This is a genomic window from Nitrosospira sp. NpAV, from assembly GCF_000832065.1.
In the GTDB taxonomy this organism is placed as follows: domain Bacteria; phylum Pseudomonadota; class Gammaproteobacteria; order Burkholderiales; family Nitrosomonadaceae; genus Nitrosospira.
Map to the genome: position 1 here is coordinate 1 of NZ_JXQM01000004.1, position 18,005 is coordinate 18,005.

At 53.8% G+C, this 18,005-nt stretch carries 13 protein-coding genes; 3 read left to right on the plus strand and 10 right to left on the minus strand.

Annotation, left to right across the window (positions count from 1 at the left end; genetic code table 11):
• Positions 1–144: 144 nt before the first annotated feature.
• A complete protein-coding gene (locus SQ11_RS04170) occupies positions 145–369 on the plus strand; it encodes a hypothetical protein (RefSeq protein WP_041512910.1) in 225 nt (74 codons plus the stop codon).
• A gap of 199 nt (positions 370–568) precedes the next feature.
• Here the strand turns inward: SQ11_RS04170 and SQ11_RS04175 are convergent, their stop codons facing one another.
• From SQ11_RS04175 to SQ11_RS04190, 4 genes are all read right to left on the minus strand, one after another.
• Positions 569–1,699 carry a metal-dependent hydrolase gene (locus tag SQ11_RS04175; protein ID WP_084226725.1) on the minus strand — a complete coding sequence of 377 codons (1,131 nt, stop codon included), beginning with the start codon at positions 1,697–1,699 and terminating at the stop codon, positions 569–571.
• Positions 1,700–1,759: 60 nt separating this feature from the next.
• Positions 1,760–2,380, minus strand: coding sequence for a TetR/AcrR family transcriptional regulator (locus SQ11_RS04180; RefSeq protein WP_041512911.1), 621 nt, complete (start codon positions 2,378–2,380; stop codon positions 1,760–1,762).
• A gap of 156 nt (positions 2,381–2,536) precedes the next feature.
• Entirely contained in the window at positions 2,537–3,259 is a 723-nt protein-coding gene (locus SQ11_RS04185; protein WP_052493982.1) for a flagellar brake protein, read from the minus strand.
• A gap of 685 nt (positions 3,260–3,944) precedes the next feature.
• Complete coding sequence (locus tag SQ11_RS04190; RefSeq protein ID WP_156972406.1) at positions 3,945–8,012, minus strand: translocation/assembly module TamB domain-containing protein; 4,068 nt, start codon at positions 8,010–8,012, stop codon at positions 3,945–3,947.
• 47 nt (positions 8,013–8,059) lie between these two features.
• On the opposite strand from SQ11_RS04190, the gene SQ11_RS04195 reads away from it, so the two are divergent.
• Positions 8,060–9,163, plus strand: coding sequence for a tellurite resistance/C4-dicarboxylate transporter family protein (locus SQ11_RS04195; RefSeq protein WP_041512913.1), 1,104 nt, complete (start codon positions 8,060–8,062; stop codon positions 9,161–9,163).
• A 54-nt stretch (positions 9,164–9,217) separates the two neighbouring features.
• On the opposite strand, the gene SQ11_RS04200 is transcribed toward SQ11_RS04195, so the two are convergent.
• The 6 genes from SQ11_RS04200 to SQ11_RS04225 all read right to left on the minus strand — a co-directional run bounded on the left by SQ11_RS04200 (position 9,218) and on the right by SQ11_RS04225 (position 15,932).
• Positions 9,218–11,092 carry an autotransporter assembly complex family protein gene (locus SQ11_RS04200; protein ID WP_232297888.1) on the minus strand — a complete coding sequence of 625 codons (1,875 nt, stop codon included), beginning with the start codon at positions 11,090–11,092 and terminating at the stop codon, positions 9,218–9,220.
• A gap of 204 nt (positions 11,093–11,296) precedes the next feature.
• Positions 11,297–12,076, minus strand: a complete 780-nt coding sequence (locus tag SQ11_RS04205; protein ID WP_041512914.1) for a VacJ family lipoprotein — start codon at positions 12,074–12,076, stop codon at positions 11,297–11,299.
• A 227-nt stretch (positions 12,077–12,303) separates the two neighbouring features.
• Complete coding sequence (locus tag SQ11_RS04210) at positions 12,304–12,960, minus strand: membrane integrity-associated transporter subunit PqiC (RefSeq protein WP_041512915.1); 657 nt, start codon at positions 12,958–12,960, stop codon at positions 12,304–12,306.
• Positions 12,957–14,621 (minus strand): intermembrane transport protein PqiB, encoded by a 1,665-nt coding sequence (locus SQ11_RS04215; protein ID WP_041512916.1) that lies wholly within the window; start codon positions 14,619–14,621, stop codon positions 12,957–12,959. The genes SQ11_RS04210 and SQ11_RS04215 overlap by 4 nt, the downstream gene beginning before the upstream one ends.
• On the minus strand, positions 14,618–15,313 hold the full coding sequence (locus SQ11_RS04220; protein ID WP_052493983.1) for a paraquat-inducible protein A: 696 nt from the start codon (positions 15,311–15,313) through the stop codon (positions 14,618–14,620). Before SQ11_RS04220 ends, SQ11_RS04215 begins: the two co-directional genes overlap by 4 nt.
• Positions 15,300–15,932 carry a paraquat-inducible protein A gene (locus tag SQ11_RS04225; protein WP_041512917.1) on the minus strand — a complete coding sequence of 211 codons (633 nt, stop codon included), beginning with the start codon at positions 15,930–15,932 and terminating at the stop codon, positions 15,300–15,302. The genes SQ11_RS04220 and SQ11_RS04225 overlap by 14 nt, the downstream gene beginning before the upstream one ends.
• A 136-nt stretch (positions 15,933–16,068) precedes the next feature.
• Here SQ11_RS04225 and ftsH point away from each other — a divergent pair, with 136 nt between their 5' ends.
• Complete coding sequence (gene ftsH / locus SQ11_RS04230) at positions 16,069–17,919, plus strand: ATP-dependent zinc metalloprotease FtsH (protein ID WP_041512918.1); 1,851 nt, start codon at positions 16,069–16,071, stop codon at positions 17,917–17,919.
• The last annotated feature ends 86 nt before the right edge of the window (positions 17,920–18,005 follow it).

Genomic DNA, 18,005 nt, shown 5'->3' on the forward strand with positions numbered 1-18,005 from the left:
GGCTCGGGCAAGTTCAACTGATAAGGATCCGCCGCCGCCATCCCCAATCCGGAATACATGGCAAACGTCAGGGCTCCCGCCAGCGCTGCTGTTACTTTACTACTCATATTTTCCTCATTTGATCCGCATTGCTCATTCAGTTGGATGAACATTGAAGATAATCAGATTCTCTTATCCGGTATCGAATCGTATGACGCGCCGCGCGAGGAAACCTTGATAAAAATCAACTTTTGTTTATTTTCTTTCGGAGAAGGATTTATTTGGGAGAAGGCAGGCCGGGCACGCCATGACTGGCGTGCCCGCGATACTGCCGCGATGGCGGCAGCACCCCTTACCGCTGGTGGCTGGTGGCTGACGGCTGGTGGCTGATACGGGTAAGTGAATGCTATGGCTTGCGCCTTATCCGGCGGCGAAATATCATGAATTTCGTCCATTCGGACTTAATCGGGAAGCCATACCGCACCTTAAAAGATCCGCTTCGGGGTTATGACTTACCGGATTAATAGAAAAAGGATTGATGCGGGCTTTTGGCGGGCCACACACGTTTTATCCAACTACAAAGGCGTATTTATTCAAGTTCAGGGTGCGGCGGCTGATCCTCTTCCCTCTTCATTCCCAAAAGCTTCAAAAGCGTGTCGGTCCCGAAAGTGCCGGCCCTCTGTCCCAGCCGCCAGGGGCCTGAGGCATTATCGCGGCATACGCCGAATCCTAGAGACGGCGGTAGCGAAGGAAGGGTAAAGCGCAGATCGAGAAACCATACGCATAGGCGGCCTCCGTCGGATTCGATTCGATCGAGAAAGGGGAATATCGCAAACTGGCGGTAACGGGTGAAAACCTCTTGACTCCAAGCTTCACGCGCAAGTATATGTTGAGATTCCATTTCGCCAAATCTGCCATGGTGCATCCATTTTGCCGCTGAAACCGGTTGATAACCGGAAGCGACCCTTTTCCATGCGGCCAATATTCCGTTTGCGGTATCGGGTGGCTGCAGCTTTTGAACACGCCACAGATTAACCAATGCTTCGTAGTAGTCGTCCCCATGGCTGACGATGATCTTCCAGTTGAAAGGTGACAATGGTTGGGGTATGGCATGAACTTCGGCTCCCGTTTCCTTCAGCCCATGGGTCTCCAAGTAAGTCTCTCCGATCTTGATAGCCTGGGAATGGAGAATCCCCTGAAATCCTACGTAGCATCCCAGCATAAGAAGGGCAATGATGGCGGGATACCGTCTTTGACGCCTGAACATGACCGCAGCCAGGCCAATCACGATAATGGCGGTGAAATAGGGGTCGATGATAAATGTGAAAGGAACAGCGAAGCGATGATAGGAAAAAGGGGCCAGCACCATCGTGCCGTATGCGGTGAAAACATCGCCCGCGATATGAATGCCGATACCCAGAGCGGCGGTGCCGTATATTGCCCGCCAGGAATAGCGCTGACGCGAGCACCGGGAAAATAGCCAGGCTAACAACAGAGCCCAGGCAGGAAGCAGGATAATCGAGTGAGTAACGCCCCTGTGCAGATCGAGATACGGAAGCATACCAAACAGACGCAATACAATATCGCTATCAGGAAATGCGGCGGCCACGAACCCTACCGTCATACGTGCGCGCGAGGTCAACTCACCTGGACCCGGCGTTGCCGGGGCGGTTGCGCGCGCCAGCAAAGCACCGCTTAACGCATGGGTCAGGGTATCCATCCCGCTTGAGAAGTTATAAAGAGAAAGGGAATGGAAACAACACCGAGCCCAGGTGCAGGCTCAAATGCCTTGCGGCGTTTTTTCGCTGTCCGCGCTTTCCGCAGCGCCGCGCCGGGTGAAGATCATACGATCGAGATTTTCGGCCGCGGAGAGGCACCTTTCAAGAAACCGGCTGGTTTTGGTCGAACCGGAAGAACTATCATTCATCCAGTGGAAAAAAGCCGCCAGGTAAATCGTCGTCAGGCCGGTTTCTTCAAGCGCACGCCGAACGTAGGTCGCATCCCGGTTAGCCGCTTCGCGCATCCATTGTACGGTACGGCTGACGCGCATCAGCCCTGGCACCTGGATATGAATATGCCCCGGTTCCAGTTTGCCGTAGATCATCTGCCTGGTAGTTTTGCGGTAAGGATAAAATGCGCCAAGCCATGCCATGATCAAGCGATGCAAACGCTGACGCGGCGTCAGATAGAAAAAATCGGAGGCTTGCGCAACTTTGAGCATGGCGCTATCGGCACGCTCAAACCAGGCATCAACGATATCCTCCTTCTCGCGGAAATGGGCGCGTATATCATCCAGGGTAATTCCCAGCGTGACCGCCACGTCGTGCAGACGCACAGCTTCCCACGATTTCTGCTCGCCCAGCTCAACCGCGGCGTCAACAATCTGATCAATTGTTGCCATGCTTCCTCCGATGAGTGATTGATTCAGAAGAAGGAAAATACTTTAGCTCAGTCGTAAGGCAAAGTGTAAAGGACATCGAGGACGTTATCAATACCGATAGCCTGAAGCGCCGGCATCGTTGAACGCGCAGCAGCGTAGGAAAACGTCCACGAAAAATTACTGCTTTCGCTTCCGTTCCAGTTCCAGCTTGTTGATATAGCGCTGGATCATGGACAACACGCTCTCCCGTGGATCGATATATGCACACCGGGCGCGCTGGCCTTTTCCATGGGGGATTTCAGAAACATGCTGCACCTGGAGATTGATCTTGGCCGTACCAATCTCGGGCAACGTGACCAGGCAGTCGCGATGGATGGCGCCCGTCTCAAATTTGAGACGGGATTGAGCGTCGATCACGGCCATGCCGCCGCAGCTGATATCATGCAGGATAACTTCGACGGAGGCCGGAGTATGCCCCTGTAGCAATGGTATTACGCACTTGATGGGGACGGCTTTCGGAGTTTCGACGCGGTAAAACTCCCTTCTCTGTACACGCAACAGTGTTCCCGGAATCCGGGTAAGGAAGGCGGCGTGTCCTTCGAATTGGATTTTCTCGATCCCCTCGCAAACGAACTGAATCTTCACATGGTCCGGAAATGCAACGGCACTCAATTGATTGGCTTTCAGCGCCTCCTGGTTGACGAGTTCATCAACACCGTAATCCAGCACCATTTCACCCCCCTCCGCATCAACATCGATAACGGTCGTCAGAATATGACTGCCGCTGTGGCCAAATTCACAAGTCACCAGGGAATTATTCCGCATCATGGCTCGCAGGATAGAGAGAATCCCCGTCTCTGAATAAATGCGGTACTTTTCGTCGTCATCGGATTCCAGCATGATCCATCAGCTTAATCGAATTGTATGGCTGTTATTTTTTTAATGCCGCATCAATTATAGTGATTTTCGTGTTGGGTTGAATCCCTCAACGAAAAGTATTGTTTCCAACAGGTCTGGTGAAATCCCTGGGCTAGCGGATGCGGAACTTGAAGTGGAAGCGAGAAAGGAGGCTGAGCAAGAATAGATTTAAATAATTTTGAAGTAGTAAAAGAACTTTTTGTATTAATCCGCGTCCAATGTTCGCGGACGCGTAAGTTTTGTTCGCAAGTGACGTTCTTTGAAACAGTAACAGGAGATGTTTTTGAAGGCGTTTGCTGACCGAACTGGGACTGAGAGAAGTGCAACGTGGGTGCATGGTCATCAAGTTGGTCATATTCTTGAGCATCTCAATCTTTAAGGAGGTAATCATGGAATTGACAATTCTCGTAGTAGGCGTAGCGGCGGTCGCTCTTTGGTTTTTTCTCTCGAAGGATGGACGGCACGAATAAAATTGCCCCTACATCCTTGCGTAGGACCCGTGGCAAGGAATATCTTCTGACTACAGCATACAGAAGTCAGAACTAACGACTCAATTGGCCGATGCTTTTGCGACTCGATTGTCCAGCGCATCGGCCTTTCTTTGGCGTATTGTTCAAATTCATGATCTACCCTGGATTGCCGCCGTAAAACGAATAGAACTTGCCACTCAATCAAACCGCATTGTATAAAGCACATCTATTGCATTATCGATACCCGCCCTGGTTACAACCGTAAATCTGGGGGTCAGGCTGTAGGTGAGTTTGGTCACTCCGGCGACAGCCGTTAATGCCTGCTCATAGCTGATATAGGCACGATTCGAAAGGCGCTTGCCGACCGTGCCGATCTGACCCATCAATACATCTCCCCCCATGGGCCGCGTCTGCCGTACGGATAGTTCATCCACACCCAGCGCCTGAGCGACTTTATCCGTGACCCCGCCGGATTGACCGCCCAGAATAGCGTTGGCCGCGGTCATCAACAGCGATGCATCGGCCTTTCCTTCAGGGGCGCGGCCCAACGTAATCCACGAGAGTTTCTCCAAATCAGAAACCGCGGGCGTGGAGACCAGCCGCACCCGGGGCCGGCGCACGCTGCCGGTCACTTCGACGCCCGCTTCCACGGGTAACCCCGTGCGCACCGCAAGCACGTTCAATCCGGGATCGTCGATCGGCCCCTGGAAATTTACAATGCCGCGCTCCACCACCAGGCGCTGGCCATATGCTTTAAAATTCGCGTTGCGAGCGGTAATAGTACCGGTAGTGCGCAATTGTTGATTTGGCTCACCATGCACGCGCAACTGGCCAGCCAACCGGCCTTCCAATCCTGAGGCACGTATATAGAATTGCTCGCCCAGATCAAGGGTTGCCTCAAGCCTGATCCGTGGTGCTTGCCGGCCGGGGGGCTTTCCTCCCATGACGGTGACGTCATCCGGCAGTCGCGGACGGCCTGCTTCCGGCTGAGCGATCAAGCCGGCATCCGCCACCAGATTCCCATTCAGAGCCAGCACGTTTTTTTCTAGACTGGCGCGCCCGTTTCCTGATACGATAATCCAGCGGTCCTGCCGCTGAGCCAAGGGCAGGCGGCTGGCCGTAAATTCCAGATCACCCTGCTCTCCCATGAAATTCAGGGTACCCGATGCCCGGAGGCTGCCCGGACCTGTTGGAAGCTCGAGGCCTCCGGGCATATGACTGTCGGGTTGCGGTCTATGTCGCGCCGTGTCATCCAGGATGCCATATTCCCCCAGGAGGTTCATGATGCCGGATGTTCTGCTCGGATCAATGGGCGCTTTCACGGTTTTAAGCAAGCGGTCGCCGGGAGGTGGCGCATGCGGAGCGACAAAACTTAGAACATCCATATGCAGTGACTCTTCATCGAAACGTGCCGCCAGTTTTCCCTGCTCAAGCCGCACACCCTGATCCAGAAGGGCCACTTCAAGATTGTCCCCTCTTATTTGCCCTATCAAATGCGGTTTGCCGAAAGTGCCGCCCACATCCGCCTGCAAGATAATCTGGCCACCGCTTCTCAGATCGCTGTTGATGATGGGTCCCAACCATGACATATCGCCCATATCAGCGGATATGCGCCCGGTAAGGAGCGCACTGGGTAGAATAGTCCAATTCAGGCCGGAATTTGCAGACTTGGCCAGCGGCACGGAAACACCGGCATTCACCACACCCAGCCGTTCGCCTTGTGCATTCAGTTGCGCCGTGAGGCTCCCGCCGGCCGCGTGAGCGGAAAGCTGAAGGGCTTGTAAACCCAGGGGAGAAAACGACATATTTCCCGGCAAAAACCAGTCACCGCTTTCGCGCATGATCCTGAGATTGCCTGTTAGCTGCGTGGCGGACGCAATATCCCATTCGCCGCCCAAGCGCAGTACGTTATCATTTTTTTCCTTCTCGTCCGTTCCAACCGGGACACCGGGACGCAACCCGATACCACTGAATTTGCCACGGCTGAACCATTGTTGGGGCGTCCATTCGGTGCCGCTGATTTGTACGCTGCCTCCAGCAGCGGAGAATTCCGCCGTACCGAGCGAAATGCGTTCCTTGCCAACTTCCAGTGGAGCGGCGCGCGTTAAATGGAAAGGTAACCCGCCAACCATGGCCAGCTCCGATATTTCCCCCAACCATGCGGTATTTTTCCATCCCTTCCCGCTTTGTCCCTTTTTCCCCTTTGATTCCTTACCGCCTGTCTGCGGCGGTATTTTCAATCCCCCAGTAGCTCGCAGGCTCAGATTCAGATCGTCATCCAGGTCGGCGACTGTCCATAGTTTATGCCGCGCCCTACTGCCCTCCACCTCCAGTTGCAGACTTCGCCAGCGGGTTGCCCCTTCTGTCTTATAGTCCGCCGATTTAATTCTTAGTGCAATGGCGTCACCACGCGAAGTGCCATCAGCCGTAAAGCTCGCCAGATGATGGTTGCCCGGAAGGGTAAGATCGCGTCCTTCGGCGCTAACGATCACATCTGGCCACTCAAGCTCACTATTTGTGAAGCGGCTTTCCAGTGTAATCTTGGTTACCGTGGAACCACTGAATCCATGCCCGATTTGTGCAAGGGTGGGTGCGTCCAGTTCGACTTGCAACCGGTCATTCTTGCGGCCGAAACCACCTTGCGCAAACAGGCGGTTGGCGCCAAGCCGCAGTTCAATTTTTCCCGAAACCGACGCAGCAGCCGGATTAGCGTGATCAAGCCCTGCGAATACGACTCGGCCGTCACCGGTAATGGGCTGCCCTGCCACCTGGCTGTTACTCATCTTGAAGCCCACTGTACCAGATGTCTGCGGCATCAGTTCACCCGCCAGCTCGAGTGTGGAGTTGAGACTGGTGCGTGGCGTCTGTGCAAAGACCGATAAATCAAAGTGCTGAAGTCTGCCCTCGAACGCGAACGGTTGCCGTTCGCCCAATCCCAGCTTGCCATGCCCGGTAAGCACCGACCGGCCATGTTGGAGATGCATCTTGTCCAGCGTCAACGTACTGCCTGCCTTGACGATAGCCACATCCATGCCCAGTGCCTTGTCCCTAAGCGTCAAAATACCTTGCTGCGCCTGCGCGTCCCCGCTGAGTTTTATCCCCCCGCTCAGATTGGCGGCACGCAAACGGGTATCCAGTCTGACAGGATCGATCCGGCTGACGGCAAGATCTGCCGTTCCCGCCGCTTCCGCAGGCCGCCAGAGCAGATTTCCCGAAACCATGCCGCCACCGGCCACGGCCAGCGTCAATTCGCTGAATTGGAGCAATTCCGCAGAGAGTATCGTCTGAGCGCGCGCCTGAAGCAGCGGCAGACCTCCATGGTCAAGCGGCGCGGGTGCGGCGTTCTCGATCGCTATGTCACCTTCCAAGCGCCCGCCATTGGTTTCATGCAAGTCAGCTTGCAATGAGAGACTGGCTTTAGGCGCATCGGCTGAAAACACATGGGGATCGAGACCGTGCAGCGATAACCGTAGCGCGGCGACCAGAATCGGCGCATAAGGCCGCAGCTGTGCCTCGCCTCCTCCTCTCAACCCGGCATCAGTTCCTTCCGTGGCACTTATCCTGATATCGAGTTGTTCGAGATTACCGGTGATGGCGGCAGAAATACGTGCGGCCGGCATTTCCGGCAATTCAACGCCCGCAATGTCGAGCCCGGTGCGCCCGGCAAGCTCGGCTTGAGCGTTCACATCGAAGGGTCTGGTTCCATCTATCTGACCCGATCCCGTCAATCCACCATATTCAAGGCTGGCGCGCAGATCGGACAAGCGGTGCCTGCGACCATCGCTTTCCAATTGCGCCATCAAGTCTGTTGCCTTGAAATCCGGCGTACCGCCTTCCTCTGGCATGACGCGAAGCATACCAATATCAAGCTTGCGCAAAGACAGCGCAAAAGGCAGTTCCAAGCTTATGGGCAGCGATTTTGGCTCGGAGGAAGGGGTCGCCACGATCTCCACCTCTTTCGCCGTCAGCGCTGTTATATCCAGACGGCCTTCCTTCAACGCGCCTGGTCGCCAGTTCAGCTGTATGTCCCGGGCAATGACAAGCAGATCGTCATTTGCAAAACGCAGGGTACGTGCGCCAAACGAACCGGATAATGTGCCATCCAGCCCTTCAAACGACGTTTGGCCTGCGCTAAGATACGATAATGCCGACCCCAACAATCTGAGACCGGATGTGCTGGTGGATAACCAGCCTACGAAACCCGTGATTGGAATGATGAGAACCGCAAGTATTAATGCGGGCCGCCACCATCGCCATTTTTTCATGATGATTTTTTCAGCATGCACCTGTTAACCCTGGACTAGCATTCATCTTGCAACAATTCGTCAGCGTCATTACCAACGGTATAAAAGACTTCCACCCAGCCTATTTTGCGATGGTAATGGCCACCGGCATTGTATCTATCGCCTTTGAAGGGATGGCTTGCCCGCACATAGCAAAAATTCTTTTTCTGCTGAATCTGGTTTTCTATTCGATTTTATGCGGCATCCTGGCCGCGCGGATATTACTTTTCCGTTCGAATGTAATGGCTGACCTCAGAACCTTTCCGCGGGTATGGCTTTTTTTAACGTTTGTGGTAGGTACCAATACCATCGGAGCACAGCTAATCGTATTCCGGCAGGACACCGGTCTGGCAAGCTTATTATGGCTTGTCGCACTGATCAGCTGGATCATATGCATCTATTTCATTCTTTCCGATTTCATCCGCATGCCAAGAAAACGCATGTGGGAAACGGTGAGCGGCGCAACGCTGTTGATTATTGTCAGCACGGTATCCGTCGCCCTGCTGTGGGTCCGTCTGTTGGATGCGGCTGCCATACAAGTTACTTACGCTTATTTAGCGGCATGGATGCTTTGGATTTCGGGCTTCATCCTATATCTATTTGTCATTCCATTGATAATTTATCGCCTTTTTTTTAGAATCCTTGAGCCTAAAGATTGGGAAGCGCCTTACTGGATCTGCATGGGAGCGCCAGCCATCATCACCTTGACGGGTTCAGAGTTCGTCATGTGTATGCCTGCTGTAGCGGGGGAAGATATCCGGGAAATTACTCTCCGAATTGCTATTTTCGCATGGATCATTGGAACATCATGGATTCCCTATCAGCTTTTCATGGATATCCGGCAATTTATCACCATCAACATCGCGGGTCCTACACCGTTATGGATAAAAACCTTTCCATGGTCGAGACTGGCATTTGGCAGACGACATTATTTCTATGATCCTCCTTCATGGAGTAGAGTCTTTCCCATCGGGATGTACACGGCCTGCACGCTATCTTTGGCGAAAGTGACAGGTTCCGGATCGCTGGAAATCATTCCTCAATATTGGGGCTGGTTTGCGCTGCTGATTTGGTCTCTTACGTTGGTGGGCACATTTCGCGCCGTTATATCATTGAAGCCCCCGTTACGTTGAAATCTGGCTTCGGATTTGATAATTATCATTGCGCTCCCGGGGAACATCCCATCCTCAGAATGCCACGGCGATTGAAAAGTGCAGCCGCAGTTTGCCATCTCTCTGGCCTCGAGCGAGATCCAATGCCAGCGGCCCGACCGGACTACGCCAGCGAATTCCGCCGCCATAACCCACGGCCAGATCCAGGCGATGCAGACCATCGGCGGCGTCCCCGGCATCGGCAAACACGGCGGCACCCCATTCGCGTGTGAGCCAGTGATTATACTCGATGGTGCCGCTAACCATCGCCGTGCCGCCCACGATGGCCTGGCCTTCCCGCACACCCAGACTTTGAAAGTCATAGCCGCGCACAGACTGTATGCCCCCGGCGCGGAACAAATATTCCTGCGGAATACCGAAGCGCGAATCGGTAAAAGTATATCCCGCCTCACCGCGCAAAAATAACACATCGCGTTTGCCAACAGGATACCAGTACTGATGGCGATAGTAAGTACGCACAAAACTCTGGTCAGACAACAATTGCTTGCTGCCGCCACCTATACGCATTTCTATCACGCTGCCATCGCGTGGAAACAATGCATCATCCACAGAGCGGTAGCGCAATTGTCCATCCAATACCAGCGTTTCGTTAGTCTGGCGCACCCCGCCTTTTGGGTCCCGGTCTTCCCGCTGCCAATTGAGCCCGATCCGGGTCTCGGTCTTCCCCACGAGCTGGTTACGGGTCACAGCCACTTTCTCACGCAGGGTTTCCAGGTCCTGAATGGAAGTTCGATCGATGCCCGCTCCCAGAGAAAACCAGCGCCCAGCCCGATTTGGCAGGCTATCCACCGCCATGGTCAGTGACTGACGTTTTTGCTCCAGACGCAAGACACTGCTCAACCGTAATGCCCTACCCAGAAAATTATGATTGCCGTAATTGATTTCGCCGCGCGCGCCAGTATTGGAGCTGTAGCCTCCCCCAAGCGATATGCGCTGCGACTGCGTTTCCGACACTGTCACCTCCACCGGTGCCGCTTGATGCGCCCCCACATCGGGTTCAACGCTGACCAGTGCCGAGCCGAATTGAGCCAGGTTCTGAAGTTTTGTCTGAAAAACTTGCAGCTGATCCCGCCGGTAAGGGTCGCCGGGTTTGAATGGGGCAAGATTATTGACCAGCTTCTGATCATAGCGATCAAGCCCCTTGATTATGATATTTCCATAATAAAAAACAGGTCCGGAATCCACGACTACCCGCAACCGGACGCCGCCGGAGGCTGGGTCCACCTCGGCCTTGCTCTCATCAATCACCGCTGCGGCATAATCATCCCGCGATACACTGGATATTAATGCCGCTTTGGCCTCTTCCCATACCGGCGAGCGGAACGGATCACCCTTGTTCAGAGGCCATGCGGCTCGCAAACTTTGGATGCGGGCATGCCGCTCAGGCGCATCGCTTGCCAAATCTCCCTTGAATTCAATGCGGACTTCAGTAACCAATGCGCGCGGCCCCGGCGCAACCTCCAGCACCAGGTTCGCATCGGGGGTAGGCTGCAATGTTATCGTGGGTGTGAAATAACCCTCGGTAGCGAGGAGTTCACTTATCTCCTGCCGTGCCCGGCGCAAGAAAGCAGCTCGAGCGATGTCATCCGCTATCGGTTCGGCCGGCAACTGGAAATAGGTCTTCAGCAAATCCCGCAATGATTCCGGGGCGGAAATGATGACCGGTGGCGAATTATTTCTGGCCTCGGATTGTTGCGGCTCATGCGCCTCGGCTGTACCACTTCCCAGCGTAAAAAAGATAAGACCCAGAAGGAGGGCTGATATCCCTGTTCGTGGTGAAAGGGCAGGTGAATTTTCCGAAAGACATGGCAAGGGAGGATTCATGCTGATAACACGGGTCCAAAACGTTGCGGAATGTCCCCGGCCACGGTCAAAATGGGATTTCCGCATAACCGCCAGCAAGCTATGCTAACGAAATGCCTGGATTCGAAGTATGCGCAAGCAATGTGCCTGCACAAGGGACACTGGGATCAAAATTGAACGTGGCGGTCGCCGCTATGGCCGGCGGGACTCTATGAGCGCGCCTACTGGGATAATACTGAGCTACGTCCGTCAACGCAACCCGCCAAAACAGCGAGGAATGAGTACCGTACCTCAGCGCACCGGCTTGTCAGGAAGCTCGTCGGGAATCGCGGGATCATCATAAGCCTCGCGTGGCGGGTTTCCATCATATATCAAATGCTTGCGTTGCTGTAGGTAGGCGTCTCGCACAAACAGGTACGGCTCCACCGCGGCATCGTCGCGGATTCGCATGGGACCGGATAGTCGGGCCCGTTTGTCAACAATGCCAAGAATGGAAAGCGGCACCGTAACAGGAGCGCCAACCACATAAATACCGAAATAAAAGAGACCATTCGTAAATACACTGACCGGAATGCCTGATACATCACGGTTGCTGCTAGGCCCAAGCAAAGGAATAAACAAATAAGTTTTTGCGTCAATACCCCACACACCCAGCGTCTGTCCGAAGTCTTCATCATGTTGCAGCAGACCCATAGGCGACGCCATGTCGAAGAATCCAGCCATGCCGATGGTTGAATTGACGGCAAAACGCAGCGTATCCTGAAATCCTTGGCGCACCTTACCCTGCAAAAAACTATTCAGGATCACATTCGGATATGCCAGATTATCATAGAAATTTCCAACGATACGCTGCATGCGATTAGGCACATATTCAATATAGGCATCTGCAACCGGTGCCAAAACCTTCCGATCGATCACATCCGTAAATATATAGGATTTGCGATTGATATTCTCATAAGGGTCGATTGGGTCGGTATTCATGCTTTGGTCGTGCGGCCGCATGGTGGCGCAACCACCAAACAACACTGTGCATACCAGCATCAGGACAGTGATCGGATGGCTATGTCTCATGATCAGTGAATGAGTAAGATTATGATATTGATGTTTGCGGCAATCATCAGGAAGAGCCGGGCCCCTGAAGTATAGCGGAAATCGGATAGGCTCCGACGATGTTCCTCCATCACTTCGCGCAATGATTGTTACGAATGGGAGTAGACAAAGAGATAAGTCGGAGCGCAGGACCATGGGATGATCCCACCGCAGCCGGATTCATCCGGCCCCTCAATCGAATCTATAAGCTAATAGATATCAAGAACTTTTCTCTGCGGTACGCAGGTCGCAGCACGGCCTGAGTCCAGCTCTACCAGATTCTTCGACACTTCCGCTCCCGCACTCGAAACCGCGCGTTGTACGCCTTTAACCACACCCTCGATGCCCCCACTGACCAACTCTGAAATTACCGCATAACATACAGCGCCACGGCCATCGGTGGAACGCGTAATCCCCCAGTTGAACCTCGCCTGTACTCTATCGCCGACAACCGCGTCGAATTCACTAAGCTCGATCGCAATGCGATAGACAGGCTGATCGGGTTTACGGGCCCCGCGTGGTTCATTGACCGCTCCGGTTTGATCAGCAATGGCCGTAGCGAACGCGTCGCGCAGCTCCTTGTTGAAATGCGACGACCAGCGATCCTGCTCAAGGATGAAAAGCTGGAATTCCTGCCCGGAACCCTGGGAACGCACAACCAGTTGCGGACGAGCGAACCGTTCCGGCACATTGACAGGCATTACTTCAATATGAATTGGCACGGATGAACGGTCTGACGAATCCTTCATTTCCGGGGCCCTGGACGGAACCGAAAGCGTATAAAACCGCGTATCCGGAACCGATGCGCAGCCAGCGGCCAATAACGCTCCTATCATACCCAGTATGCCGCGTGTCAATGGTTTCATTGTTTATCCTTTTGCTTGCCCCGAATTACCGCTTGAGGATGCAGCTCGAAATAGTCTGTCAAGATTCGCAACGAAGCGGCCGCTCGCGCCAATTCTTGCAGGGTCTGACGCAAATCCTGCTGTAGTGGAGCATCTTCAGATAACGTGCGTTCCGCGGCGCTTAACGTTTTACTCACATCCTTCATCGCCGTGGTGATCTCAGGCGCAACATCATTGTTCAACTTCTCCGCCAGTTGTGCGGTACTGTTCAGCGTTCCCTTAAGTTCTTTCAACGACTGCTGCAAATCGTCACCAATCTGATCAAAGGGTACCTTGCTTAACTTGAACGCTATCTCCGAAACCTGGGTTTCAAGCGCTTCCGCGCTGCTGGGAATGGTGGGCAATTGCAATAACGCGCCTGGAGTGTCTGCGCTGGCCGTTTTTCCGGCATCCTTTTTTGCCAAGACGATTTTGGGAAAGAAATCGAACGCGATATAAATCTGCCCAGTGAGCAAATTACCGGTTCTCAATTGCGCACCCAAACCGCGGTTGATCATGAATTGCAAACGCTGCTGCGGTGTGTACTTCGATTGCCTTTGAGATTCGATAAATTTCCGCCCCAGACGCTCCGGATAAACTTCCACCAGCACCGGCATACTGAATTCCTGTTGCTTGGGATCGTATTCGATACCTACTGATTTAACATGGCCCAGTGTCAGCCCGCGAAAACTGACTTCGGCACCAGGCACCAAGCCACGCACAGATTGTTTGAAATAAAGCACTATCATGGTTGCCTCGCCATCTTGTTCCCTTAACGCCTCAGCTTCGCTTTCCGCTAGAACGTAGGCGGTATTCTCTTTGGCAGGAGGGCCGGGATTCTCATCCGGTGCCTGAAATGAAAGGCCGCCGAGCATAACGGTCGCTAGCGATTGCGTATTGAGTGTGAAGCCACTGGCATTTATCTGCATGTCAAAACCACTGGCGTGCCAGAAGCGCGTATTGATCCCAACAAACTTGTCATAGGGGGCGTCAATGAATATACGAATGGTAATGCCTTTGCCGTCATCATCCAGATCGAACGCGGTGACCTGTCCCACCTTGATGCGGCGGTAATAGACCGGCGAACCGATATCCAGTGAACCGATATCGGACGCCCGCAAAACATACTGCTTGCCGGACGCGTCCCGCGTAATGATGGGCGGCACCTCCAGTCCGGTAAATTTATCCGTTTTCTCGTTTTCAATACCGGCGTCGGCACCAATATATGCGCCGAACAGCAACGTGCCGAGCCCGGACACTCCGGAGCCGGCGACACGCGGACGCACGACCCAGAAGCGACTGTCGGTCGCGGTAAAACTTTTAGCTTCCCGCTCCAATAACACAGTCACCAGAACCCGAGAACGATCCTTGCTCAGTTTGATGGACTGCACGGTACCAATATCAACTTCCTTATACTTGACCTTCGTCTTGCCCGCTTCCAGTCCTTCAGCAGAACGAAATGCAATGGTGATCTCGGGGCCGCGCTGAATCCATGTCTGAACCGCAAGTGCAATACCGATAACTGCGGCCAAGATGGGAATCAGCCAGATCAGTGATGGAACCCAGTCCCGCTGCGGCGCCTTTACTGGCGCCGGTATGGCCTCTGCCGAGCCACTCGGTTCTCCTGTTTTTATTTCACTCATACCTGGTTCCCAGACTCCTGTCTGGCAATATCCCAAGTCAAGCGAGGATCAAAACTGATCGACGCAAGCATGGTCAGCACCACCACGGCGGCAAACGAAGCGATCCCCGGTCCTGCATGTATCGTGGCGAAACCTTTGATCTGGACGAGACCGGCCAGCAGCGTCACGACAAAAACATCCAACATCGACCAACGGCCGGTCAATTCAACAAGGCGATAAAGTTTAGCCCGTTGCAGGAGACGCCAGTTGCTGCGCCGCCGCACCATGATCAATAATAGAATCAATACCGCCAGTTTGAACAGCGGCACCAGAAAGCTGGCGATAAAAACGATGACCGCCAACTCCCATGAGCCCGAAACCCAGAAATAGATGATGCCGCTCATGATAGTGTCATGCTTCTCCCCGAAGAAGGAAGCAGTAGTCATCACAGGTAATATATTTGCGGGAACATACATGATGCAGGCGGCAATCAGGAAGGCCCAGGTCCGGTTCAGGCTGTCAGGCTTGCGCTGGTGCAACCTTGCGCCACAACGCCCACAATGATCATGCGCTTTAACGTCTTTCCACAACGTGGCGCAGTAATGACACGATACCATGCCCAGGCTCGCCGCTGTCTTTACAGGCGCTTGGTTCACGGATGACTTGGCCCCCAAGGTATCGCTGGCTGACCGAACGGCGCTATCCGTCGGCATTCTGTTTCTCTCCTTTTTTGAGCGAAGCCACCTGCCAGATATAGCGAGGATTGAATGAAAACACCGCCGCAAGAAGAATAGTAAGGATACCAAATGCCCACAGCGCGGCGCCCGGCAATACCGTTGCCATACTTGTCAATTTGACAAACGTGACAATGGTGCCCAGCAGGAATACTTCCACCATTGACCACGGCCTCAAGGTTTGAGCCAGACGCGCCAATAAATTGAATGCAGGGAGATGTTCAGTTCTATTTATCGAGCCAAGCAAGTACGCCAGAATTAGAAGCTGCATCAATGGAAACAGAATGGTTGTAACCAGCACCAGAAACGCCACCAGGGGCATTCCTTCAGCGCTCAAGGTGGAAACCGAGCCCATGAGCGTTGTCCGGCTGACAATGCCTTGAAGTTTCATTTCAACAACCGGGAAGATATTGGCTATGATGTACATGATCAAACCGGCGAGCGTTAGCGGCAGGGCACGCTTGCTGTAAGAACTCATGTCGCGCTCCAGTTCGGCGCCACAACAGCTGCAAAGCGCGGCTTCATTGTGATCCAGTGCTTGCCTGCGGTGAATCGCATCACATTCTTCACAGGCAATCAGACCGGATATTTCCTGCATGGTTTTTAGCTCACGTAAGTCAATTATGTAACGTTTCCCCGGGTTTTCATGATTCTATACCTATTCTTGCGTGTGCCATGCTGAAACAAATCACTTTCCGAACTGTCATTAACCGAAACACAACAAGGAAAAGCCGATGGACAAGAAGACCCGAATCAATGCCTGGTACTTGATCATCGCTGTACTCGGCGTTTTGATGGTGCAAAATCTTTATCAGCAATATACCAAGGTTGAGCCCATCCCCTATAGTCGCTTTCATACATTGCTGGAACAGGACAGGATCGCCGAGATTGCAGTTACCGAGAACCACATTTACGGGTCCCTCAAAGAGAAAGGTGCCGATGGGTTAAAGGATTTTGTCACCACACGGGTGGAACCCGAGCTGGCCGACAAGCTGGATAAGCACAACGTGATTTATACCGGGATAATTCAAAGTACCTGGGGCCGTGATCTGTTGTCCTGGCTCCTGCCGATGGCGGTCTTCATCGGGATATGGTTATTTATCATTCGCCGCATGAACCAAGGCGGCATCAGCGGCGGCGGACTGATGTCGATCGGCAAGAGCCGCGCCAAGGTATTTGTGGAAAAAGAAACCAAAGTCACGTTCGCGGATGTGGCCGGCGTCGATGAGGCGAAAGAAGAGCTGATTGAAATCATCAATTTTCTAAAGGATACCGAAGGATATAGCCGCCTCGGTGGACGCGCGCCCAAGGGAATTCTGCTGGTTGGGCCGCCCGGTACCGGCAAAACGCTATTGGCACGTGCCGTTGCGGGCGAAGCGAGTGTACCGTTCTTTTCAATTTCCGGCTCGGAGTTTGTCGAAATGTTTGTCGGCGTCGGCGCCGCCAGGGTGCGCGACCTGTTCGAACAGGCGCGCCAAATGGCCCCGGCTATCATTTTTATCGATGAACTGGATTCGCTCGGGCGAGCCCGGGGTGCCTACGGACTCGGCGGACATGACGAAAAAGAACAAACGCTGAATCAGTTACTGGCCGAACTCGACGGTTTCGATGCAAAAAGTGGTGTCGTATTGCTCGCTGCCACCAATCGGCCGGAGATCCTCGATCCTGCGTTGCTGCGCGCTGGAAGGTTCGACCGTCAGGTTCTGGTGGATCGGCCGGACAAGGTGGGCCGTGAACAAATTCTGGCTGTGCATCTTAAAAAGGTGAAATTTGATATCGATGTGAAGCCAGAGCAAATCGCAGCTTTGACGCCGGGATTTACCGGCGCCGATCTTGCGAATCTGGTCAACGAGGCGGCGCTGCTCGCCACCCGGCGCATGGGTACGTCGGTGACGATGAATGATTTCAACAATGCTATTGAACGCATCGTCGCCGGACTTGAGAAACGCAACCGCTTGCTGAATCCGCTGGAGCGCCGCGTCGTCGCGTTCCATGAATTAGGGCACGCCATGGTGGCGCTGGCGCTGCCGGGTACCGACGAGGTACACAAAGTCTCCATCATTCCGCGCGGCGTCGGCGCCCTCGGCTACACTATCCAGCGCCCCACCGAAGACCGGTTTCTGATGAGACGAGCAGAACTGGAAAACAAAATGGCAGTGCTGCTGGGCGGACGCGCGGCGGAGCATGTGGTATTCAATGAAGTATCAACGGGCGCATCGGATGATCTTGCACGCGCTACCGACCTCGCACGCGCCATGGTGCTGCGCTATGGGATGAGCGATGCCTTGGGCAATGTCGCCTACGATCGTGACCGTTCGGCCTATCTTCAAACCGGCATGCCGGTACCGCAAAACCGGGACTACAGCGAGGACACCGCGAATGCTGTCGATAATGCCGTGCGCAGGCTGGTCGATCATGCGCTGGAGCGCGCCGTTTCCATACTCCAGCTTAATCGCGCTCTGCTTGATCGTGCCGCTGACGAGTTGTTGAAGACCGAGACGCTCAATCAACCTCAGATCGATGCCTTGAAACGAGAGATTATCAGCGGCCCTGCCGCGCCTGTACAGGCAGCATCGAATGGGTAGATGATGGCTCGCCATACCACCGTTTCTATTTAGACAAAGAAATTTCTATCCAGGCCTCACTTCCTGTATACTCCGCGCGTCGATGA